This window comes from Paenibacillus sabuli, assembly GCF_014705605.1.
Classification (GTDB): Bacteria; Bacillota; Bacilli; order Paenibacillales; family Paenibacillaceae; genus Paenibacillus_D; species Paenibacillus_D sabuli.
Window position 1 is genome coordinate 78082 of the sequence record NZ_JACXIZ010000003.1, and the last position, 19349, is coordinate 97430.

18 protein-coding genes are annotated in these 19349 nt (G+C 63.1%); 17 read left to right on the forward strand and 1 reads right to left on the reverse strand.

The annotated features are described in order from the left end of the window. The first annotated feature begins 1 nt into the window (after nucleotide 1). The 4 genes from IDH44_RS00815 (at nucleotide 2) to IDH44_RS00830 (ending at nucleotide 4678) form a co-directional block, all read left to right on the forward strand. Nucleotides 2-835 (forward strand): CheR family methyltransferase, encoded by an 834-nt coding sequence (locus IDH44_RS00815; protein WP_190913777.1) that lies wholly within the window; start codon nucleotides 2-4, stop codon nucleotides 833-835. 66 nt (nucleotides 836-901) lie between these two features. Continuing rightward, nucleotides 902-3004 (forward strand): response regulator, encoded by a 2103-nt coding sequence (locus IDH44_RS00820; RefSeq protein WP_190913832.1) that lies wholly within the window; start codon nucleotides 902-904, stop codon nucleotides 3002-3004. 262 nt (nucleotides 3005-3266) lie between these two features. After that, the gene (locus IDH44_RS00825; RefSeq protein WP_190913779.1) at nucleotides 3267-4271 is read left to right on the forward strand and encodes a CobW family GTP-binding protein; all 1005 of its coding nucleotides are present in this window, start codon (nucleotides 3267-3269) and stop codon (nucleotides 4269-4271) included. After that, nucleotides 4268-4678 (forward strand): DoxX family protein, encoded by a 411-nt coding sequence (locus tag IDH44_RS00830; protein ID WP_223869251.1) that lies wholly within the window; start codon nucleotides 4268-4270, stop codon nucleotides 4676-4678. The genes IDH44_RS00825 and IDH44_RS00830 overlap by 4 nt, the downstream gene beginning before the upstream one ends. 53 nt (nucleotides 4679-4731) lie before the next feature. Here the strand turns inward: IDH44_RS00830 and IDH44_RS00835 are convergent, their stop codons facing one another. Beyond that, nucleotides 4732-5499 (reverse strand): IclR family transcriptional regulator, encoded by a 768-nt coding sequence (locus IDH44_RS00835; protein WP_190913836.1) that lies wholly within the window; start codon nucleotides 5497-5499, stop codon nucleotides 4732-4734. Between the two features lie 279 nt (nucleotides 5500-5778). Between IDH44_RS00835 and pxpB the strand changes: the two genes are divergently transcribed. The 13 genes from pxpB to IDH44_RS00900 all read left to right on the forward strand — a co-directional run bounded on the left by pxpB (nucleotide 5779) and on the right by IDH44_RS00900 (nucleotide 19341). Then, nucleotides 5779-6525: a 5-oxoprolinase subunit PxpB gene (pxpB, locus tag IDH44_RS00840; protein ID WP_190913780.1), complete on the forward strand. Its 747-nt coding sequence runs from the start codon at nucleotides 5779-5781 to the stop codon at nucleotides 6523-6525. Then, the gene (locus IDH44_RS00845; protein ID WP_190913782.1) at nucleotides 6522-7532 is read left to right on the forward strand and encodes a 5-oxoprolinase subunit C family protein; all 1011 of its coding nucleotides are present in this window, start codon (nucleotides 6522-6524) and stop codon (nucleotides 7530-7532) included. Before pxpB ends, IDH44_RS00845 begins: the two co-directional genes overlap by 4 nt. Nucleotides 7533-7569: 37 nt before the next feature. Then, the gene (locus IDH44_RS00850; protein WP_190913783.1) at nucleotides 7570-8346 is read left to right on the forward strand and encodes an ABC transporter ATP-binding protein; all 777 of its coding nucleotides are present in this window, start codon (nucleotides 7570-7572) and stop codon (nucleotides 8344-8346) included. 16 nt (nucleotides 8347-8362) lie between these two features. Further along, on the forward strand, nucleotides 8363-9169 hold the full coding sequence (locus tag IDH44_RS00855; RefSeq protein ID WP_190913785.1) for an ABC transporter permease: 807 nt from the start codon (nucleotides 8363-8365) through the stop codon (nucleotides 9167-9169). 93 nt (nucleotides 9170-9262) lie between these two features. Then, nucleotides 9263-10309 carry an ABC transporter substrate-binding protein gene (locus tag IDH44_RS00860; RefSeq protein WP_190913787.1) on the forward strand — a complete coding sequence of 349 codons (1047 nt, stop codon included), beginning with the start codon at nucleotides 9263-9265 and terminating at the stop codon, nucleotides 10307-10309. A 103-nt stretch (nucleotides 10310-10412) separates the two neighbouring features. Continuing rightward, nucleotides 10413-11837 (forward strand): UbiD family decarboxylase, encoded by a 1425-nt coding sequence (locus IDH44_RS00865; protein ID WP_190913788.1) that lies wholly within the window; start codon nucleotides 10413-10415, stop codon nucleotides 11835-11837. 97 nt (nucleotides 11838-11934) lie between these two features. Further along, nucleotides 11935-12711 (forward strand): LamB/YcsF family protein, encoded by a 777-nt coding sequence (locus IDH44_RS00870; RefSeq protein WP_190913790.1) that lies wholly within the window; start codon nucleotides 11935-11937, stop codon nucleotides 12709-12711. Nucleotides 12712-12734: 23 nt separating this feature from the next. Beyond that, nucleotides 12735-14435, forward strand: coding sequence for an FAD-binding protein (locus IDH44_RS00875; protein WP_190913791.1), 1701 nt, complete (start codon nucleotides 12735-12737; stop codon nucleotides 14433-14435). A gap of 2 nt (nucleotides 14436-14437) precedes the next feature. Continuing rightward, nucleotides 14438-14749: a 2Fe-2S iron-sulfur cluster-binding protein gene (locus IDH44_RS00880; RefSeq protein WP_190913793.1), complete on the forward strand. Its 312-nt coding sequence runs from the start codon at nucleotides 14438-14440 to the stop codon at nucleotides 14747-14749. 11 nt (nucleotides 14750-14760) lie between these two features. Beyond that, a complete protein-coding gene (locus IDH44_RS00885; protein WP_190913795.1) occupies nucleotides 14761-15603 on the forward strand; it encodes an FAD binding domain-containing protein in 843 nt (280 codons plus the stop codon). A gap of 39 nt (nucleotides 15604-15642) precedes the next feature. After that, entirely contained in the window at nucleotides 15643-16602 is a 960-nt protein-coding gene (locus IDH44_RS00890; RefSeq protein ID WP_190913796.1) for an ABC transporter substrate-binding protein, read from the forward strand. Between the two features lie 22 nt (nucleotides 16603-16624). Then, the gene (locus tag IDH44_RS00895) at nucleotides 16625-17110 is read left to right on the forward strand and encodes a (2Fe-2S)-binding protein (RefSeq protein ID WP_190913798.1); all 486 of its coding nucleotides are present in this window, start codon (nucleotides 16625-16627) and stop codon (nucleotides 17108-17110) included. Beyond that, nucleotides 17107-19341, forward strand: coding sequence for a xanthine dehydrogenase family protein molybdopterin-binding subunit (locus tag IDH44_RS00900; protein WP_190913800.1), 2235 nt, complete (start codon nucleotides 17107-17109; stop codon nucleotides 19339-19341). Before IDH44_RS00895 ends, IDH44_RS00900 begins: the two co-directional genes overlap by 4 nt. The last annotated feature ends 8 nt before the right edge of the window (nucleotides 19342-19349 follow it).

Below are 19349 nucleotides of genomic sequence, written 5' to 3' on the forward strand. Positions count from 1 at the left end.
TATGGCCAACATACACGATGAAGAGCGAGAGCGCATTGAGGTGGAATTGCTGCTTGAAGCGCTGTTTCGACTCTACGGCTACGATTTTCGCGACTATGCTTTTTCGTCGATTCGGCGCCGCATCTGGCATCGCGTACACGCGGAGCGACTGTCGACAGTGAGCGGTCTGATGGAGAAGGTGCTGCATGATCGCGCCTGCATGGACCGTCTGCTGTCGGACATGACGATTCATGTGACCGAAATGTTTCGGGACCCGGAGATTTATCGCGTCTTTCGCGAGCAGGTGGCCCCGCTGCTGCACACGTATCCGTTCATCCGCATCTGGCATGCGGGCTGCTCGACCGGCGAGGAAGCTTACTCCATGGCGATCCTGCTGGAGGAGGAAGGACTGTACGACAAGGCGCGCATCTACGCTACGGATATGAACGCGAATGTGCTGGCCGTAGCCCAGAAGGGCGTCTACCCGCTGGAGCGCATGCAGCAATTTACGCGCAATTATCAGGAGGCGGGCGGCAAGGCGACCTTCTCCAGCTATTATACGGCCAAGTACGATTCGGTCATTTTTCAATCCGACTTGAAGCGCAACATCGTGTTCGCCCAGCATAATTTGGTGACCGACAGCTCGTTTAACGAATTCAATGTCATTTTTTGCCGCAATGTGATGATTTATTTTAACAAGCAGCTCCAAGATCACGTGCACAGCTTGCTCTATGACAGCTTGAGCATGTTCGGAGTACTCGCGCTCGGGACCAAGGAGTCCATTAATTTTACACGGCATGCGGACGCGTACGAGGAGATTGGCGCCCAGAGCCGGCTCTATCGCAAAAAACAATAAGCACATAATCCAAGCTCGAATTCTCGAAATCGGTAAGGCGGGTGAATAAGGGTGAATACGTTGGAGATGCCGATCAATATTTTGCTGGTGGACGACAATCCGGATAATTTGCTGGCCCTCGAGGCGGTGCTGGATCACGAACATTATAATTTGATAAAATGCCTCTCCGGCGAGGAAGCGCTGCGCAGCCTGCTGAAAAACGATTACGCCGTCATTGTGCTCGATGTGCAAATGCCGGGCATGGACGGCTTCGAGACGGCGCGGTTGATCAAGTCGCGCGAAAAGACGAAGGAAATCCCGATTATTTTCATCTCGGCCACGAGCCAGGAGTCCGAGCACTTTTTTACCGGCTATTCGGTCGGCGCGATCGACTATATGTTGAAGCCGTTCGTGCCGCAGATTTTGCGCACCAAAATCGAGGGCTTCGTCAACTTGTACGTGAGCAACAAAAAGCTGCAAATGCAGACTGAACTGCTGCATCAAAAAACGCGCGAGCTGGAGAAGATGAACAAGGAGCTCATGCGCACCGCCTACAAGCTGAGCAAAACGGAGGCGCAGGCGCGCGTCGTCGGCGAGACCTCGATCAACACCATGATTACCTACGATCAGGATGGCACGGTGCTGACGGTGAACCCGGCGCTGGAGCGGATGTTCGGATACGCGGAGACGGAGATCGTTGGCGGACCGATCACGCGTCTGGTGCCTTCACTGGAGGACGGCAAGGAGGACTTGTCCATTGCGGACCCCGGAGCGGCGCGTCAGCTGCAGACGGTGCTGGTCACGAAGGAAGGCCGGACCTTTGACGCCGAGATTCAGCTCGGGATGGCTCTGGTGGACGAGGAGCGCATCTACGCTTGTACAGTCAGCGACATCACCTCCCGCAAGCAATTCGAGCAGGAGCTCGTGGAAGCCAAGGAGAGCGCGGAGATTGCGGCGCGCGCCAAAACGGAATTCCTGGCGATGGTCAGTCACGAGATCCGCACGCCGATGAACGGCATCATCGGCATGTCCACGCTGCTGATGGAGACGGAGCTGTCCAAGGACCAGCGGGAATACGCCGCAATCATTCACAAGAGCGGCGATGCGCTGCTGTCCATCATCAACGATATTCTGGACTACTCCAAGATTGAGTCGGGCAAGATGGAGCTGGAGGAGGTGCCGTTTCAGCTGTCGAGCTGCATCGGCGAAACCTTCGACCTGTTCACGGCCAAGTCCATCAGCGACAGGCTCCAGATCGTGTGCGGTCTCGATCCGCTGTTGCCGGACTATATTGAAGGCGACGTCACGAAGCTGCGTCAAATTCTGATTAACCTGGTCGGCAACGCAGTCAAATTCACGGAGGAAGGCAGCATCGAGGTGAACGCCCGGCTCAAATCCGATTATGGCAGCACGCTGGTCATTGAGATCGAAGTGCGCGATACCGGCGTGGGCATCCCGGAGGAAAAGCTGCCGCTCTTGTTCCAGCCGTTCTCGCAGCTGGATTCGTCCATGACGCGCAAGTATGGCGGGACCGGGCTGGGACTGGCCATCTGCAAGAACTTGATTGAGTTGATGGGCGGCGGCATCCGGGTGGAGCCCAACGCTCCGCGCGGAACGGCCTTTATCTTCACCATTTGCGTCAAGCCGCACGAGCTTCCGTTGCAAGAGGCGGGAACGGCCGAGCATGCCGGGCTTCTCGAGGCCGATATCCATCAGCCTTTTTCTTTTACCGAGCTGCTAGAGGACGAGAACTCGGCTGCCGCGGAGGAGCGCCATTGCGGCCCTCAGGAGAGACAGGATTACCGCATCCTCGTGGCGGAGGACAACGAGATCAACCAAAAGCTGTCGCTGCGGCTACTGGAGAAGCTGGGCTTCTATGCGGACATTGCCGCCGACGGCCAGGAAGCGGTCGAGCTGGCGACCAGCAAGCGCTACGACCTGATCCTCATGGATATCCAGATGCCCCGGATGGACGGTCGCGAAGCGACCCGCGAGATCGCGAAGGTTCTTCCGCAGGAGGAGCGTCCCTTCATCGTCGCGATGACGGCCAACGTGCTGGCCGGCGACCGCGAGAAATGTCTGGAAGCGGGCATGCACGACTTCATCGCCAAGCCGGTGCGCTTCGACGCCCTCAAGCAGATGATGGAGCACTACCTCGCGCGCAAGCCCGCCAAGCGGGCCATTAAATAAAAAGCGTCAAGCTTAAAAAGTGTGATAAAAAAGTGCCAGAGTGGCCGAAAATGCGTTGGAGAAAAGCATATGCTTTCGAAGTACGTTCTTGCAGAACGTTTCAGCGCCCGCCATTTTGCTCCTCGATTCCTTCCTCTGAGAGGGTTAGATTCAAGGAATCGGGGAGGAACGGCGGTCGGAAACGTATTTCGGACACGGCGGCTTTGCTTTTTAAGCACACTTTTTAAATTGTGACGCCAAGCAAGAAGGAGAGTTCGAACCTATGACAAGCGAACATCATCAAGCCGCCGCTCCTGCGATTCCGGTCCACATCCTGTCCGGATTCCTGGGCAGCGGCAAGACGACGCTGCTCATGCGCGTGCTGGAGCAGTATCGGGCCGAGGGCGTCAGGGCAGCCGTCATCATGAACGAGCTGGGCGAGGTGAACCTGGACGGACAGCTCGTGGGCGCACAGGTACCCATGCAGGAGCTGCTGGGCGGCTGTATCTGCTGCTCGATCCGGGGCGATCTGGGTCTCGCGTTGACGCGGTTGGTGGAGTCGGAACAGCCGGATGTGATCGTGATCGAATCGACCGGGGCGGCGAATCCGCTCGAGATCATCGACGGCGTGACGGAGACGGCGATGGTCGCGAGGATCGAGCTGCAGTCGGTGACGGTCGTCGTGGACGGGCCGGGTCTGCTGGAGCTGCGGCGCCGTGGCGGCGCGTCGCTGCGCCTCATGCGGGAGCAGGTCCGCTGTGCGACCGGATTGCTTGTCAACAAGGCCGATCGACTCGATCCGGAGCGTCTGGTCGAGGTGCAGCAGCTCGTCCGGGAGTGGAATCCGCTCGCCGCACTTGTCGTGACGGAGCACTGCCAGGTGGAGCCGGGGCTTTTTCTGAGACGCGGCCCGGTGGCGCCTCCGCGTGCCGCGGAGCCTTCTGCGGCGGAACCGCCTGCGGGGCAAGCGCCGATTCATCCTACGCATGATCATGTGATGGCCCACACCCATTATTTTCGGGCGCCCGTGGATAGCGAAGCGTTCGAGGCGCTGCTGGCCGGATTGCCGGAGCGGGTGTTTCGCGCCAAAGGCATCGTGACGTTTCGCGATACGCCGAGCCGCTTTTTATTTCAGTACGCGTTTCGCGAGTCTGATTTCATGCGCATCGATCCGCAGGGCGAGGTGCATGACGTGGCGGTGTTTATCGGCGAGCATTTTTCGCGCGAGGCGCTGATCGAGCAGTTGGAGGCGCTGGAGCGCATCGCAGCGGCGGAGGGCAAATCATGATGCGGAGCTACCGGACAACCGTCCCCCGGGCGATCGCGCTTGTGCTATTCAGTGTGTTTTTTGCGGCCGCTTGCGCGTATCACTTCAGAGAAGCGGAAGGGTTCGCGGCGATGCTGCCGTCCTTCGTGCCATGGCGGCTCGAAATCGTCTATGTGACCGGGGGGGTCGAGCTGCTGCTGGCGGTGCTGATTCAACTGCCAGCGTTTCGCCGCAGGGCCGGGAACTGGACGGCGATCTATTTAATCTTGATTTTTCCCGCCAACATTTACGCTGCCATTGCCGGTGTGCCCGCGCCCGGCCAGGAAGAGACGAGTGCGGCGCTTTTGTGGGGCAGATTGGCTTTTCAGCCGCTGATCATCTGGTGGGTGTGGTGGGCCACGCGCTTGCCGCGCAGCGGCAAGCGTTGACCCTCGGACCATTCACCGTTCTGTCCATTAAGGGGTTTTGTCTATCAAGAGGTTCACGAGGTTAACGATCCGTTCCAGCCGAGCTCATAGGAGAGCTCGGCCGCTGCGCGTTTGAGGCGCTCGGCCAGCTCGGGGATGCTGCGGTCGTCGAAGCGGACCTCCAGACCGGCGATGCTGAGCGCCGCCGCGATGCCGCCGGTGTAATTGAACACAGGGGCGCTGAGCTCGGCGGTGTAATTCTCCAGCTCGGCGCGGCTGAAGCTGTAGCCGCTCTGCCTGCACTGCTGCAGGGCATGGCGCAGCTTGGTCTTGTCCGTGATTGTGCCGGTGCCGATCACGGCCAGCTCGGTATCGGCGAGATAGCGCTCCCGCTCCTCCTCCGGAAGGAAGGCGAGGATGACGCGGGACGAGGCGCCGGCATACAGCGGCGCTTTGCGGCCGATTTTGGTGAACAGGCGGACCGGCTGATCGGTATCGAGCTTTTCGATATAGATGCATTCCTTGCCCTCGCGCATGACCAGATGGACGGCCTCCCCGATCTCGTCGCGCAGGCCGCGCATGACGCCGAGTGCCGCGTGGCGGATATCGAGCCGTTCGGCGACGAGCTGGCCATAATGCAGGAATAGCAGTCCGAGCCGGTAAGCGCCGTCGGACTCCTTGGTCAACAGGCCCATTTCCTCCAGCGAATGCACCATCCGATGGACTGACGTTTTCGGTATTCCGCACAGCGCGGTCATTTGGTTGAGGGTCAGCTTGGGATGGCCGACGAATAATTGCAGCACGTCCATCGCGCGGACGAGCGTTTTGTTTTTGCTCTGTATGGACATCCGGGAGCGCCTCCTATCTTCCAAAAGTATACACGCGCTGCCCTGTAAAATGAAAGCCTGGAAAGCAAGCGGCGAAAAAGAATGAACGGAGTGCCCAATGGGATAAGCTAAACTAAACAAATTTCAACAAAATTCGCAATTCCTCTTGCAAACGAGCCTATTCCAAGTATAATCATCGTATAAGTAGGTCCGAATATAGGGAAAGCCATTCCGAAATTCGGAACAGATTACGGAAGACGGACGCAGGCCGCTCCGATTTTCCGGGAGGATGAGATGAACCAGGAAAAAGTGCGCACGGTCCGAATGCATCCATTGGGCGACGCGGCAGTCGTGGTCGTGCTCGGCGACGACATCAGCGTCGACACCAATGCAAGGGTTAGACAGTTTGCGGAATATGTGGAGCACCATCCGTTCACGGGGATGATCGAGCAAGTGCCGGCCTTCCAGAGCGTCACCGTCTATTACGAGCCGCTGGCCGTGCTCGAAGCCTATGGCGATCAAGCCGCGCATGAGGGACAGTCGCCTTATGTGCTGGCCAAGAGCCGACTGGAAGGCTTGCTCGACCAACTGGGCGAGGCGCCGCCGGAAGCGCCCCGCACTGTAACGATTCCTGTCTGTTACGGCGGCGAGTTCGGTCCGGATCTGGAGACGGTCGCCCGCGTGAACCATCTAACGACGGAGGAAGTGGTTGCCATCCATAGCGGGGCCGAGTATCTGGTCTATATGCTGGGCTTCGCGCCGGGATTCGCTTATCTGGGCGGCATGTCGGGACGCATCCGGACGCCGCGCCGCGAGACGCCGAGGCTGGCGATTCCCGCGGGGACGGTCGGCATCGCCGGCGATCAGACCGGGGTCTACCCGATCGAGACCCCGGGCGGCTGGCAGCTCATCGGCAGGACGCCGACGCAGCTCTTCCTGCCCGGCGAGCAGCCGCCGGCCTTGCTCAAGGCGGGGGATCTCGTCCGTTTTCGACCGATTGCACGTGCCGAGTATGACGCGTGGAAGGAGCAGAGTCCATGAGCCTGAAGATTCACAAGCCGGGCCTGCTGACGACGGTTCAGGATCTGGGGCGCCATGGCGCGCAGAAGTACGGCGTTATCGTCAGCGGGGCGATGGACGGCTTTGCGCTCCGGACGGCCAATCTGCTCGTCGGCAACGAGGAGCACGCGGCGGGTCTGGAAGTGACGATGGTCGGCCCGGAGATCGAGCTGGAGGATCCGACCTTGCTGTCCGTATGCGGCGGCGACCTCCGGCCGCGTCTTGACGGCGAGCCCGTGCCGCTGTGGCGCACGATCTATGCCGGACGCGGCAGCCGGCTCGCTTTTGGCGGGATGACCGGCGCAGGCTGCAGGGCCTATGTGGCCTTCGCAGGCGGCATCGATGTCCCGGAGCGCATGCAGAGCCGATCGACCTATCTGCGAGCCGCGATTGGAGGCTATGAGGGGCGGCCGCTGCGGGCGCAGGACCGGGTGCCGCTGGGCCGGCTGTCGCTACGCAATGCGAATCTGCTGCTCGCGATCGAGGCGCAGCGGAGCTCGGTCAGCGGCTGGACCGTCGCTGCGGAATTGCGTCCGCAATACGGCGGCGAGACGACGGTCCGCTTCCTGCCGGGCGAGGAGTACGGGCTGTTCGACGAAGCGAGTCGGGCGCGACTGGAGCGGGAGCCCTTCCAGGTGCTGCCGCAGTCCGATCGGATGGGCTACCGGCTGACGGGCCCCGGATTGAATCTGGTGCGCAAGACGGAGATGGTGTCCGCGGCGGTGACGTTCGGCACGATGCAGGTGCCGCCGGATGGCAACCCGATCGTTCTGATGGCCGACCGTCAGACAAGCGGCGGCTACCCGAAGCTGGCGCAGGTGCTGTCGGCGGACCTGCCGCTGCTCGCGCAGGCGAATCTGGGGGAGCGCGTACGCTTCCGCCGCGTATCGCTGGCAGAAGCCGAGCAAGCGATCATCAAGCGCGAGCGCGCGTTGCGTACGCTGCGCGGCGGACTCGAACAGCGCGCGGAGCGTCACTGGAAATCGTAGCAAACCATTTTAAGCGCAGGAAGGACGGGGGCGACCGATGCCAAGCAGCAACCATCCCAAGCTCGACATACGGGATCTCAGAGTGGAGTACTACACCAAGGGCCAAAACACCGTAGCGCTCGAGGACGTCAATCTTAAAATCGCGGACGGCGAATTCGTCTCAGTCGTTGGCCCGAGCGGCTGCGGCAAGTCGACCTTGCTCAAAATCGTCTCCGGCCTGCTCAAGCCGGCCCGGGGCGAGGCCAAGATCGACGGCGAGTCGATCAAGGATGTCCCGGATCAAGTGGGCATGGTCTTCCAGAACGATGCGCTGCTGCCGTGGAAGACGGTGCAGGACAACGTTCGGTTGCCGCTGGCGGTCAAGGGCAAAAGCAAGGCGGAGCAAGAGCAAGAGGTCAATCGGCTGCTGGAGATGGTCGGGCTGAGCGGATTCGGCGGCTTTTATCCGAAGCAGCTGTCGGGCGGCATGAAGAAGCGGGTGGCGCTGGCGCGGACGTTTGCCTACGATCCGGACATTTATTTGATGGACGAGCCATTCGGCCCGCTCGACGCACAGACCCGTGTGAAGATCGGCGAGGAGTTTCTGCGTATTTGGGAAAAGGTCGGCAAAAGCGTCCTGTTCATCACGCATGATATCGAAGAAGCGATCGCGCTCTCCGACCGCGTCATCGTCATGACGGCGCGGCCCGGACGCATCAAGGCGGAATTCAAAATCGAGCTGCCGCGTCCGCGTCCGTTCTACGATATCCGGTTCGACCCGCAGTTCAAAGCATTGCAGCGCGAGGTGTGGCTGCAGATGGCTGAGGAAGCCTAGAGAGGGGGCGCTGAAGATGGCAATGGAAATGAAGCAGGCACAAGCTCAGGCACGCAAGCCGCGGCTGCGCGGAGAAAGCTCGGCGGCTACGGTATGGCTCGGCCGAATTGCCGTGTTTGTCCTGGCAATCGGGCTGTGGGAGCTGCTGTCGGGACGAGCGTTCAATTCCTTCTGGGTGAGCAAGCCCTCGCTGATCGGCGTACGTCTACTGCAGATGATAGAGAGCGGCGATCTGTGGTTCCACGCCAGCTTTACGCTGCAGATTGCGATCACGGGTCTGGCAATCGGCATGCTGGGCGGTACGCTGCTGGGGATCGTCATTGCCTACAGCGGGGTCGTCGAAAAATGGATTTATCCTTATATTATGGCCATCTACAGTCTGCCGCGGGTCTCGTTGGCGCCGCTGTTCATCGTATGGTTCGGCATCGGCATGAGCTCCAAGGTCGTCATGGTGGTCGCGATGGTCATCTTCGTCGCTTTCTATAATGCCTACGAAGGCATTCGGAATATCGACAAGGACCTGATGGACATGATGAAGACCTACAAGGCGAACTGGTGGGACAAGCTCAGATGGGTCGTCCTGCCGTCGATTACGGTATGGATCCTGACCAGCCTTCGACTCAATATCGGGATGGCCTTGATCGGCGCGGTTATCGCCGAGCTCGTCGGCTCGAATCGCGGACTGGGCTATTATATCTCGTATTCTTCGAACATGCTGGATACGACGGGCATTTTTACCGGCCTGGTCTCCATCATGCTCATTGCAATCCTGCTTGAGCAGGTCATCAATATCGTGGCCAAGCGGTTGCTCAAGTATCGTTAACCCTAGCGGTTTCACCTATCTTCATTCCGAGTTGTCCACAACAAGAATGGGGGAGACATTATATTACAAAGCTTTAAGGAGGAGGAGCAAGAAATGAAGAGAAACAAAATGCTGCTTGCCACTGTCCTGGTCTTGATGGTGGCCCTGCTCGCCGCATGCGGCGGCAACAACGGAGGCGCGAACAGCGGAGGAAACAACGGGGGGACGAACAACGAAGCCGGAGCCGATACCGGCGGCAATGCAGAGGGAAGCGATGCGCCCGAGGAGGCGACGATTCGCCTCGGCTACGTGGGCGGGGGCATGACGCCGGTCGCCGTGCAGATCGGCATGAACACCGGTGCTTATGAGGAAGCGAACATCAACATCGAAGCGACGACGTTCAGCTCCGGCGCCGATATGGTGCAGGCGCTCGTCGGCGGCAGCCTCGACGTCGTACTGGGCTCCTACGAGCACGTGCTGCGTCAGCAAAAGAACGGCCTGGGCGTCAAGGCCTTCGGCGAGATCTACAATGGCGTCGGCTACGCGCTCGTCGTCAAAAGCGATTCTCCGTACCAAACGCTGGCGGACGTGAAGGGCGAAACGCTCGCCGTCACGAAGGTCGGCAGCCTCTCGCATACCGGCCTTAGCGAAGGGCTGAACGAAGCTGGTCTGGATCCGGACAAGGATGTGACGATCATCAATGCCGGCAGCGGCGCGACGATGTTCGCCGCCATCGACGGCGATCAGGTGGCCGGCGGCATGGTGTCGGAGCCGACGCTCTCGCAGATGGTCGAGACGGGCGACTTCCGCGTGCTGTACGATCCGGAATTTCCGTTCGCCGGTATCGTCGTTATGGCCGATTCCGACTGGGTAGCGGATCACGAAGAGGGCATGAGCCGCTTCCTCGCGGTGACCGACGAAGCGGCTTCGGCCGCCAAGGCGGACCCGGCCAGCGCGGTCGACGCCATGCTCAAGGAATTCGACCAGATTACACCGGAGGTCATGGAGGCCGCAGTGACCAATAACTTGCGGAAGGTGCCGGAAGGGCTCGTCCTGAGCGAAGAAGGCGCGGACAAGGTGCATCAATCGCAGCTTGACGAAGGCGTGCTGACCGAGCCGATTCCATTCGACCAAGCGGTCGATCTGTCGCTGCTTCCTTAGTGTTATCAAGCGTGGTGAAACGAAAGCTGACGTGTTCTTTTTGCACACTGGCCTTTTCACCACGCTTCTCCACGTTTAAGTCATCTAAAGGAGTGTGATTCCCATGGCCAAAGATTTGCGCACCTACCTCAAGCAATTGAACGATGCGGAGCCAGGCGGCATCAAGCTGGTCGACACCGAAGTGTCGCCGCGCTTCGGCATTACGGCCTACGCGGCCGCGCTCGCGGAGAAGGGCGATTACTCCGCGCTGCTGTTCGACAAGGTCGAAGGCTCGGAGCTCTCATGCGTGTCCAATCTGCTCACCTCGTACGAGCGCATCGCGCTGTATCTGGACTGCGAGGTGCAGGATATCCCGCGGGTCTACGGGGAGCGCCTGCAGAAGCCGATCCCGCCGGTCACCGTCGAGCGCGAGCAGGCGACCGTCAAGGAGGTCGTGATCGAGGGCGGGGATATCGATCTGGCGAAGCTGCCGATCCCGGTCCACAATTCGCTGGACGGCGGACCGTATCTGTCGGCTGGCGTCATGATTATTCGCGATCCCGATACCGGGCTGATCAATGCGGGCATCTACCGCCATCATATTTTTAATGCGACCGATATGGGCGTATGGTTCCTGGGCGCTCATCACGGCGGACTGATCTATCAGAAATACCGCAAGCAAGGCAAACCGGCGCCGATCGCGATCGCGATCGGTCATCATCCGGGCTTCGTCATGGGCTCGGTGTCGCGGGTGCAGGGCATCGGTGGCGAATACGAGGCGGCCGGCGGACTGATGGGCGAGGCGCTCGAGCTGGTCCAGGCGGATACGAACGATCTGCTCGTGCCGGCGCATGCCGAGATTATCCTCGAGGGCGAGATTCTGCCCGACGCCGACCATCCGGAAGGTCCGTTCGGCGAATGGCCCGGTCATTATCTGGGCGGCGGCTCCGTGCCGACGATCCGCATCACGCGTATCACGCACCGCACCAATGCCATCTTCCAGGACATCGTGGCTTCCAGCCGCGAGCATCTGGTCGTGGGCGGCGTGCCGCGCTCGGGCAGCATCTATCAGACCGTCAAGTCGGTCGTGCCGAGCCTCAAGACGGTCAATGTGCCGTTCTACAGCCGCATGAACTGCTACATCTCGCTGCACAAGGAGCGCGATGCCGATGTCAAAAAGGCCGCGTTCGCCGCGCTCAATACCGAGCCGGAAAATCTGCGCCACATCGTCGTCGTGGACGACGATATCGATGTGTTCAACGGCGAGGAAGTGGCATGGGCGATCGGGACGCGCTTCGATGCCGAGCGCGATCTGCTCGTCATTCCGAAGTGGAACGGACCCGGGGGCTTGCTGCCGACCAACTGGGAATACAACAAGGAAGGCAAAAATACGCCGCGCATGTCGAGCGGCGCGATCATTGACGCCACGAAGCCTGCGCCGCCGGTCGTGTTCCCCGAGCGCGCCGTCGTGCCGCGCAGCCATGTCGAGATGGCGGATCTGCCGGCGCTGCGCGACCTGGGCGACGCAGAGAAGGACAAATGGCTGTAGTAAGGTAACTCGCTTCGGGATGATGGCCTCAAATTACGGTTTGCTTTCCGTGCTTTGAGGCCGCCCGCATTTTAATAGACACAGGAGGCTGCACATCATGAAAACTGTCGATTTGAACTGTGATATGGGCGAAAGCTTCGGCGCGTATACGCTGGGCCGGGACGAAGAGGTGCTGAAGCACGTGACGTCGGCCAACATCGCCTGCGGCTTCCATGCCGGCGATCCGGCGACGATGCGCCGGACGGTCAAGCTGGCGCTCGCGCACGGCGTCGCGCTCGGCGCCCATCCGGGCTTGCAGGACTTGGCCGGCTTCGGCCGCCGCGACATGGACATCTCGCCGCAAGAAGCCTACGATCTGGTCGTCTATCAACTGGGGGCGCTCCAAGCGTTCGTCCGCGCCGAGGGCGCCAGCCTGCAGCACGTCAAGGCGCATGGCGCGCTCTACAACATGGCCGCCAAAAATGCCGCGCTCTCCGAGGGCATCGCCGAGGCGGTGTACAAGGTCGCGCCCGAGCTGATCCTGTTCGGCCTGGCGGGCGGCGAGCTGGTGAAGGCAGGGCGAAAAATCGGCCTGCGCACGGCTAGCGAGGTGTTCTCCGACCGCACCTATCAGGCGGACGGCTCCTTGACCTCGCGCCGTCAGCCCGACGCGCTGATCACGGACGATCGGGAGTCGGCGGCCCAGGTCGTCCGGATGGTGAAGGAGGGCAGGGTGCTTTCCCGCCAAGGCGCGGATATCGCCATCGAGGCCGATACGATCTGCGTGCACGGCGACGGCGCCCACGCCGTAGAATTCGCGCAGTTAATCCGCTCCTCACTGGAGCAGGCGGGTATCGTCGTCCAACCGATCGGGCAATCGCTCGCGGCACAATAAGAGAGGAAAGGGAGCGAGCTGAGATGGAAGCATTGCAACTGCAAGCCGACGTGCTGATCGTCGGCTCCGGCGCGGCCGGTCTGATCGCCGCGCGCGCGGCAGCCGACAAGGGCGCGAGCGTCATCCTCGTCGACAAGAGCCTGATCGGGCGCGGCGGCGCGACGATCCTGGCGCAAATGACGGTCGCCGTGGCGCTCGGGGAAGCGGACGACGACAATCCGCAGGTTCACTTCGAGGATACGATGAAGGGCAGTCGCGGACTGGCCGATCCGGCGATCGTGCGCACGGTCGTGGAGCGCGGGCCGGAGGTCGTACTCGAAGCGGAGGGCTACGGCGTCAAGTGGGCGCGCACGAAGGAAGGCGCGCGCTCGCAAGCTTTTGCGCCCGGCCATACGCGCTCGCGCTGCGTCTATGTCGACATTCTCAATACCGGCGGCGCCACGTCGAACGGACTGAAGCGGGCGATCTGGAAGGACAGCAGCATCCGGCGCATCAAGAATGTCATGTTGACCAAGGTGGTCGTCGAGGACGGCCGTGCGGTCGGGGCGGTCGGCTTCGACATGGAGCAGGTGCGGCCGGTCGAGATCGCAGCGGCTTCCGTGATCCTGGCGACAGGCGGCCTGACCGAGGTGTTCGAGCGCAATAGCGCCTCGACCAACATGACCGGCGACGGCTACGTCCTCGCCGCGGAGGCCGGGGCGGAGCTGCGCGATATGGAGATGGTGCAGTTCTTCCCGATCGCCCATCTGTTCCCGCCGCTGGTCGGCATCGATCCGATCATGTGGGACCCGTTCCGCTACAAGCTGGGCGGGCGTCTGCTCAACGGGCTGCACGAGGAATTCATGGATAAGTACAACGGCGAGGTCGCCGGTAAATATACGGCCGCGCGGGACCAGACGACGCTGGCGATCTTCCGCGAGGTCGAGGCCGGACGCGGTACGCCGCACGGCGGCGCTTATCTCGACTTCCGCATGGTGCCGGAGGACAAGCTGAAGGAAGCGTTCGGCCCGGTCATCGGCATCCTCGCCAATCAAGGCGTGGATCTGACGCGCGATCTGGTCGAGGTGGCGCCGATGGCGCACTTCATGCTCGGCGGCGTGCGCGTCGACGAGGCGATGCGCACGCGCGTCCCCGGCTTGCTCGCCTGCGGCGAGCTGATCTACGGCATGCACGGCGCCAATCGCCTCTCGGGCAACGCCATCACCGAGGCGCTCGTCACCGGTCGCGTCGCCGGCGAGACCGCGGGCGAGGCCGGCGCCGAGCTGCGGCCGGAGGCGGTCAGCCGGGCGATGGCCGAGGAGTGGGAACGGCTGCAGCGCTACTGGCATCCGTCGCAGACGGATCGCGACACGGCGTCGCTGCAGACCTTCAAGCGCAAGCTGCAGCAGATCATGTGGAAGGGCGCAGGTCCGCTGCGCACGGGCGAAGGGCTGGAGGAGGCGCTGACGGCGCTGCGCGCGCTGCGCGGCGAGCTGGATGCAATCGCACTGGCGCCGCATGCGCAGTACGCGCTGCCGCTCGTCGAGAAGCTGGAAGCCAGGAGCATGCTCGAAGTGGCGGAGACGATCGTGATGGGCGCGCTCGCGCGCAAGGAGTCGCGCGGCGCGCATACCCGGCTGGACTGGGACGCTACGCTGGAGACGCCGGTCAGCTCGAGCTTCACGCTGGAGCCGGACGGCGCATGGCGCATGGAGCAGATCGAGCTGCCCAGAGAGGAGCGATAACGATGGATAAGGTCACGCTGCAGATCGTACGCGGCAATCAGCAAGAAGGCGCGACAACCGAGCAGTACGAGGTGCCGTATATGGATGGCATGAGCCTGCTCGACGCGATCTTCTGGATTCGGGAGCACGAGGACCCCTCCCTGTCGGTCCGCTACTCTTGCCGCTCGGCCAATGCTTGCAAGGAGTGCTCGGCCGTCGTCGACGGCAAGACCGGCTTCCTTTGCAGCATCCGCGCCAAGGCCGGCGAAACGGCGCGCATCGAGCCGATCACTGGTCGGCCCTGGATCAAGGACCTGGTCACTGTGCTGGAATAGGAGGAATGAAGATGGCTTGGATACAGCCACGCAGCGTGGCCGAAGCGGTCGAGCTGCTGCAGCAGCGCCGCGCCCGCGTCGTCTGTGGAGGAACGGATCTGTTCGTAGGCGGACCGGCGCGGCCGCTCGCCCCGGAGCAGGAGGACTGGCTCGATGTGCGGCGCATCCCCGAGCTATGCGGGGCGCGCCGTACCGAGGAGGGACTGGAGATCGGGGCGGCCGTCACCGCCGCCCAGCTGTGGGAGGAGGAGACTTACCGCGCGCTGCCGGCCCTGCAGCAGGCGGCGAAGATCGTCGGCGGCTGGCAGATTCAGAATCGGGCCTCGCTCGGCGGCAATGTCGCCAATGCCTCGCCCGCCGCGGACATGGTCGTGCCGCTGATGGCGTATCGGGCCAAGGTACGGCTGGCGGGGGCTTCCGGCGAGCGCCGCATGGCGCTGCAGGATTTCATTCGCGGTCCGCGCATGACGGCGCTGCAGGAGGGCGAGCTGATCGTCTCGCTGATCGTGCCCGAGCGGATGCTCGGCACGGCGCAGGTGTTCCTGCGCCACGACCAGCGCGCGGCTACCGACATCTCGATTGTCTCGGTCGCCCTGGCGGCCGCGGTGGCCGGCGGCGAGATCGCCTGGGCGAGCGCTGCGGTCGGCGCCGCGGCGGCGCGCGCTTATACGCTCTCCGAGGAAGAGGAGCAGCTATGGCGCGGACGCCTGGACGCCAAGGCGATGGCGCGGCTGGGCGCGCTCTATGCCGCCCGCAGCGCGCCGATCACGGACGTGCGCGCCGGCGAGGATTATCGCCGTTCGCTGGTGGATACCTATATCCAGCGCGCCGCCCGCACCGTCCTTGGGCAGTGACATTTTTGACATAGCTATGCAGAGAGGTGGAACCTGATTATGACCGATACCAGGCTGACCCTGGCGATGTCCGAGAGCGATCGGACGGCGCGACTGCTCTCCGGCTCGCGCGTCCTCGAAGGCTTCGAGCTGGCGCCGCAGCAGGCCAGCATCGAGCGTATATTTGAAGTGCAAATGAACGAAGCGGCCTACGACATCTCCGAGCTGTCGCTGGCGTCTTACCTGATCGCGCGCGGGCGCGGCGAAGCGCGGCTGACGGCCATTCCGGCGTTCCTGTCGCGGTCGTTCCGCCACAATGCGATCTACGTCCGCTCGGACAGTCCTTGGAAGCATCCGTCGGAGCTCAAGGGGCGGCGCTTCGGCTTTCCGGAGTATCAGATGACGGCGGCCGTCTGGGTGCGGGGCTTGTTCCGCCACGAATGGGGCATCGCCAATGAAGAGATGGAATGGCTGACCTTCCGCCCCGAGAGAATCCCGGTTGAGACGCCGGCGACGCTGCAGGAGGGCGATATCTTCGAGGCGCTGGCAGCTGGCCGCGTCGACGCGATCATGACGGCGCGCCGGCCGCCGGCGCATCTGTTCCCGGATTCGGCCGAGGGCGGCGTGCTGCGGCGCCTCATCCCGGACGTGTGGGACGTCGAGCGGGCCTACTATGGTCGTACCGGGATCTTCCCGATCATGCATCTGACGTCCGTGCGGGCCGAGACGGCCGAGCGCCATCCCGAGCTGCCGCGCCGTCTCTACGAGCTGATGCTGGAGGTCAAGCGCGACGCTGCGGCCCAGATGCTGGAGACGATCAAGAATACGACCGTCAATCCGTGGCTCTGGGAGAGCGCGGAGCGCGCGATGGGACTGATGAGCGGCGACTCCTGGCCGTACGGCGTGGCGGCCAATCGCGCGCAGATCGAGACCTTCATTGCCTATCTGCAAGAGGACGGCATGCTGCAGCGCCCGCTGCAGGTGAACGAGGTGTTCCACCCGTCCGTGCTGGACACCTGATACCGGAGAAGGGAGGCGCCCGATGAACAGCGCACAACAGCAAGCGATGACATTGACGATTAATGGCCGCGAGACGGTCTGGGACGGCGACCCCTCGGCCTCGCTGGCCGACGTGCTGCGCGAGGGACAAGGATTGACCGGGACCAAGATCGGCTGCCGCACCGGCGAGTGCGGCGCCTGCACGGTGCTGATGGACGGCCGCCCGGTCGTCTCCTGCCTCGTGCCGGCGGGATCGGCCCAGGGCGAGCGCATCGAGACGATCGAAGGCCTGGCGGAGCGCGCGGATTACCAGGCGCTCGTCCAAGCGATGCTTGAGCATGGCGGGGTGCAGTGCGGCTTTTGCACGCCCGGCGTGATGGTGACGACGTATGCCTGGATGCAGCAGCCGGAGCGATTCGACGGCGATCTGGGCGCCGCGCTCAAGAACAATCTGTGCCGCTGCACCGGCTATCTCGGCATCCTGCGAGCCGCCGAGCAGGCGCTCGCGGCGGGAGGAGGGGCGCGATGAAGACGCAGCTCAGCAAGTCGCCCGCCGATCTGCAGGCGAAGCTGGAGGGACAGACGCGGTACGTGCACGACATGCGCCTGCCCGGCCAACTCGTCGGCAAGATTCTGCGCAGCCCGCATCCGCATGCGCGTATCGTCCGGCTGGACGTCTCGCGCGCGCGCGCGATCAAGGGCGTGGTCGCGGTCCTCACCGGCGAGGATGTGCCGCATCACACGTACGGCCCGACCAAGTTCAAGGATTGGAACATCCTCGCCCGCGACCGGGTGCTGTTCATCGGCGACGAGATCGCAGCCGTCGCCGCCGAGACCGATGCCGCGGCGAAGCAGGCCATCGCGGCCATCGAGGTAGAGTACGAGGAGCTGCCGGGCGTCTTCGATCCCGAGGAGGCGATGCAGCCGGGCGCCCCGGTGCTGCACGAGACGATTGCCGGCGACAACCGCCCGATGCGGATCGCGCTCGAGCGGGGCGACGTGGAGCGGCACAAGCAAGAGGCGGCGGTCGTGAAGAGCGGCCGCTACCGCTCCAATCGCATCTACCAGGGGCACCTGGAGCCGATCGGCGCGATCGCCAGCTGGTCCGACGAGGAGGGCATCACGATCTGGGCGCCGTCGCACATTCCGTACCGGGCGCGCGAGACGTACGCCGCCGGCTTCGGCTTGCCGGAGGACAAGGTGCGGATCGTCGTGCCGCCGATCGGCGGCTCCTTCGGCTCCAAGTACGTGCTCAAGGTGCACGTCATCGCCGCCGCGCTGGCGATGGCGGCGCGGCGGCCGGTGAAGATCATCATGGACCGCTACGAGGATATGGTGACGGCGCATCCGCGCGTGCCGCTCACCTTTGACCTGGAGATCGGCGCGGACCGCGAGGGCAATCTGTTGTACAAGGACGTCGTCGTCTACGCCGACGCCGGGGCGCGCGTGTATTGGAGTCCCAATGTAATCGCGACCGCCTGTACGCGTCCGGACAACATCTACCGCTTCCAGAGCGCCAAGTCCGAGGGCCATCTGTGCTATACCAACAATAGCCCGACGACCTGCATGCGAGGCTTCGGCAACGCGGAGATGCTGTTCGCGGTGGAGAGCGTCATCGACGAGATCGCGCTCGAGCTGGGGATGGATCCGGCCGAGCTGCGGCTGCGCAACATCGTGCGGCCCGGCGAGCGGACGATTCACGGCTACCGGCTCGACACCTGCCTGCTGGAGGAATGCATCGACAAGGTCAAGGCCATCTCGGGCTGGGAGCGCCGCGCCGACCTGCCGCCGTACCGCGGCATGGGCATCGCGCTGGCGAATCACGTCTCCGGCTTCCGGGCGATTGATCCGCGCTTCGACGGCTCGACGGCGGTGCTGCGGCTCAAGGGCGACGGCTCGCTCGAGCTGGAGACCGGCGAGATCGAGCTCGGGCAGGGCATGTCGCTCTCCTATGCGCGCATCGCCGCGCAGGTGCTGGGCGTGCCGGAGGGCTCGATCCTCGTCAAGTCCGGCGACACCGGCCGCTATCCGTTCGGGATCGGCACGCTCGCCTCGCGCAGCACGGTGATGGGCGGCAATGCGGCCAAGCTGGCCGCCGAAGCGCTGCAGCGCCGCCTCGTCTCGCTGGCCTGCGAGGTGCTGGGCAAGGGCGCCTCGCTCGAGGACGGACGTATCCGCTACGGCGAGGAGACCTATCCGCTCAGCGAGGCGGCGGCCTGGCATCGCGCCCGCCATGCGGGCGAGGAGCTAACCGTGCGCGAGACGTATGTGCCGGATACCGAGATGCCGGATGCGACCTACTACGGTCATCCGTCGCCGAACTATCCGTTCGCCGCGCATGTCGCCGAGGTCGAGGTCGATCCGGACACCGGCCGCACCCGCGTCGTCGGCTACTGGGCGGTGCACGATTCGGGCACGATCATCCACGAGACGATGGCCAAGGGGCAGGTATACGGCGCGGTCGCGCAGGGCATCGGCTGGGTGACGATGGAGGATCTGATCGTGGAGCAGGGCCGTGTGAAGAATCCGTCGATGATGGATTACCGCATGCCCGGCGCGCGCGACATCCCGAATATCGAGATCGCCTTCCTCGAAGGCGAGGATCCGAACGGCCCGCTCGGGGCCAAGTCGCTCGGCGAGGTCGCGCTCGATCCGGTGCCCGGGGCGATCGCCAATGCGATCGCCCATGCCACCGGCAAGCGCGGTTACGAGCTGCCGCTCTCCGCGGAGCGGGTGTGGCGGGCGATTCATTCGACGTAGCACCGGAA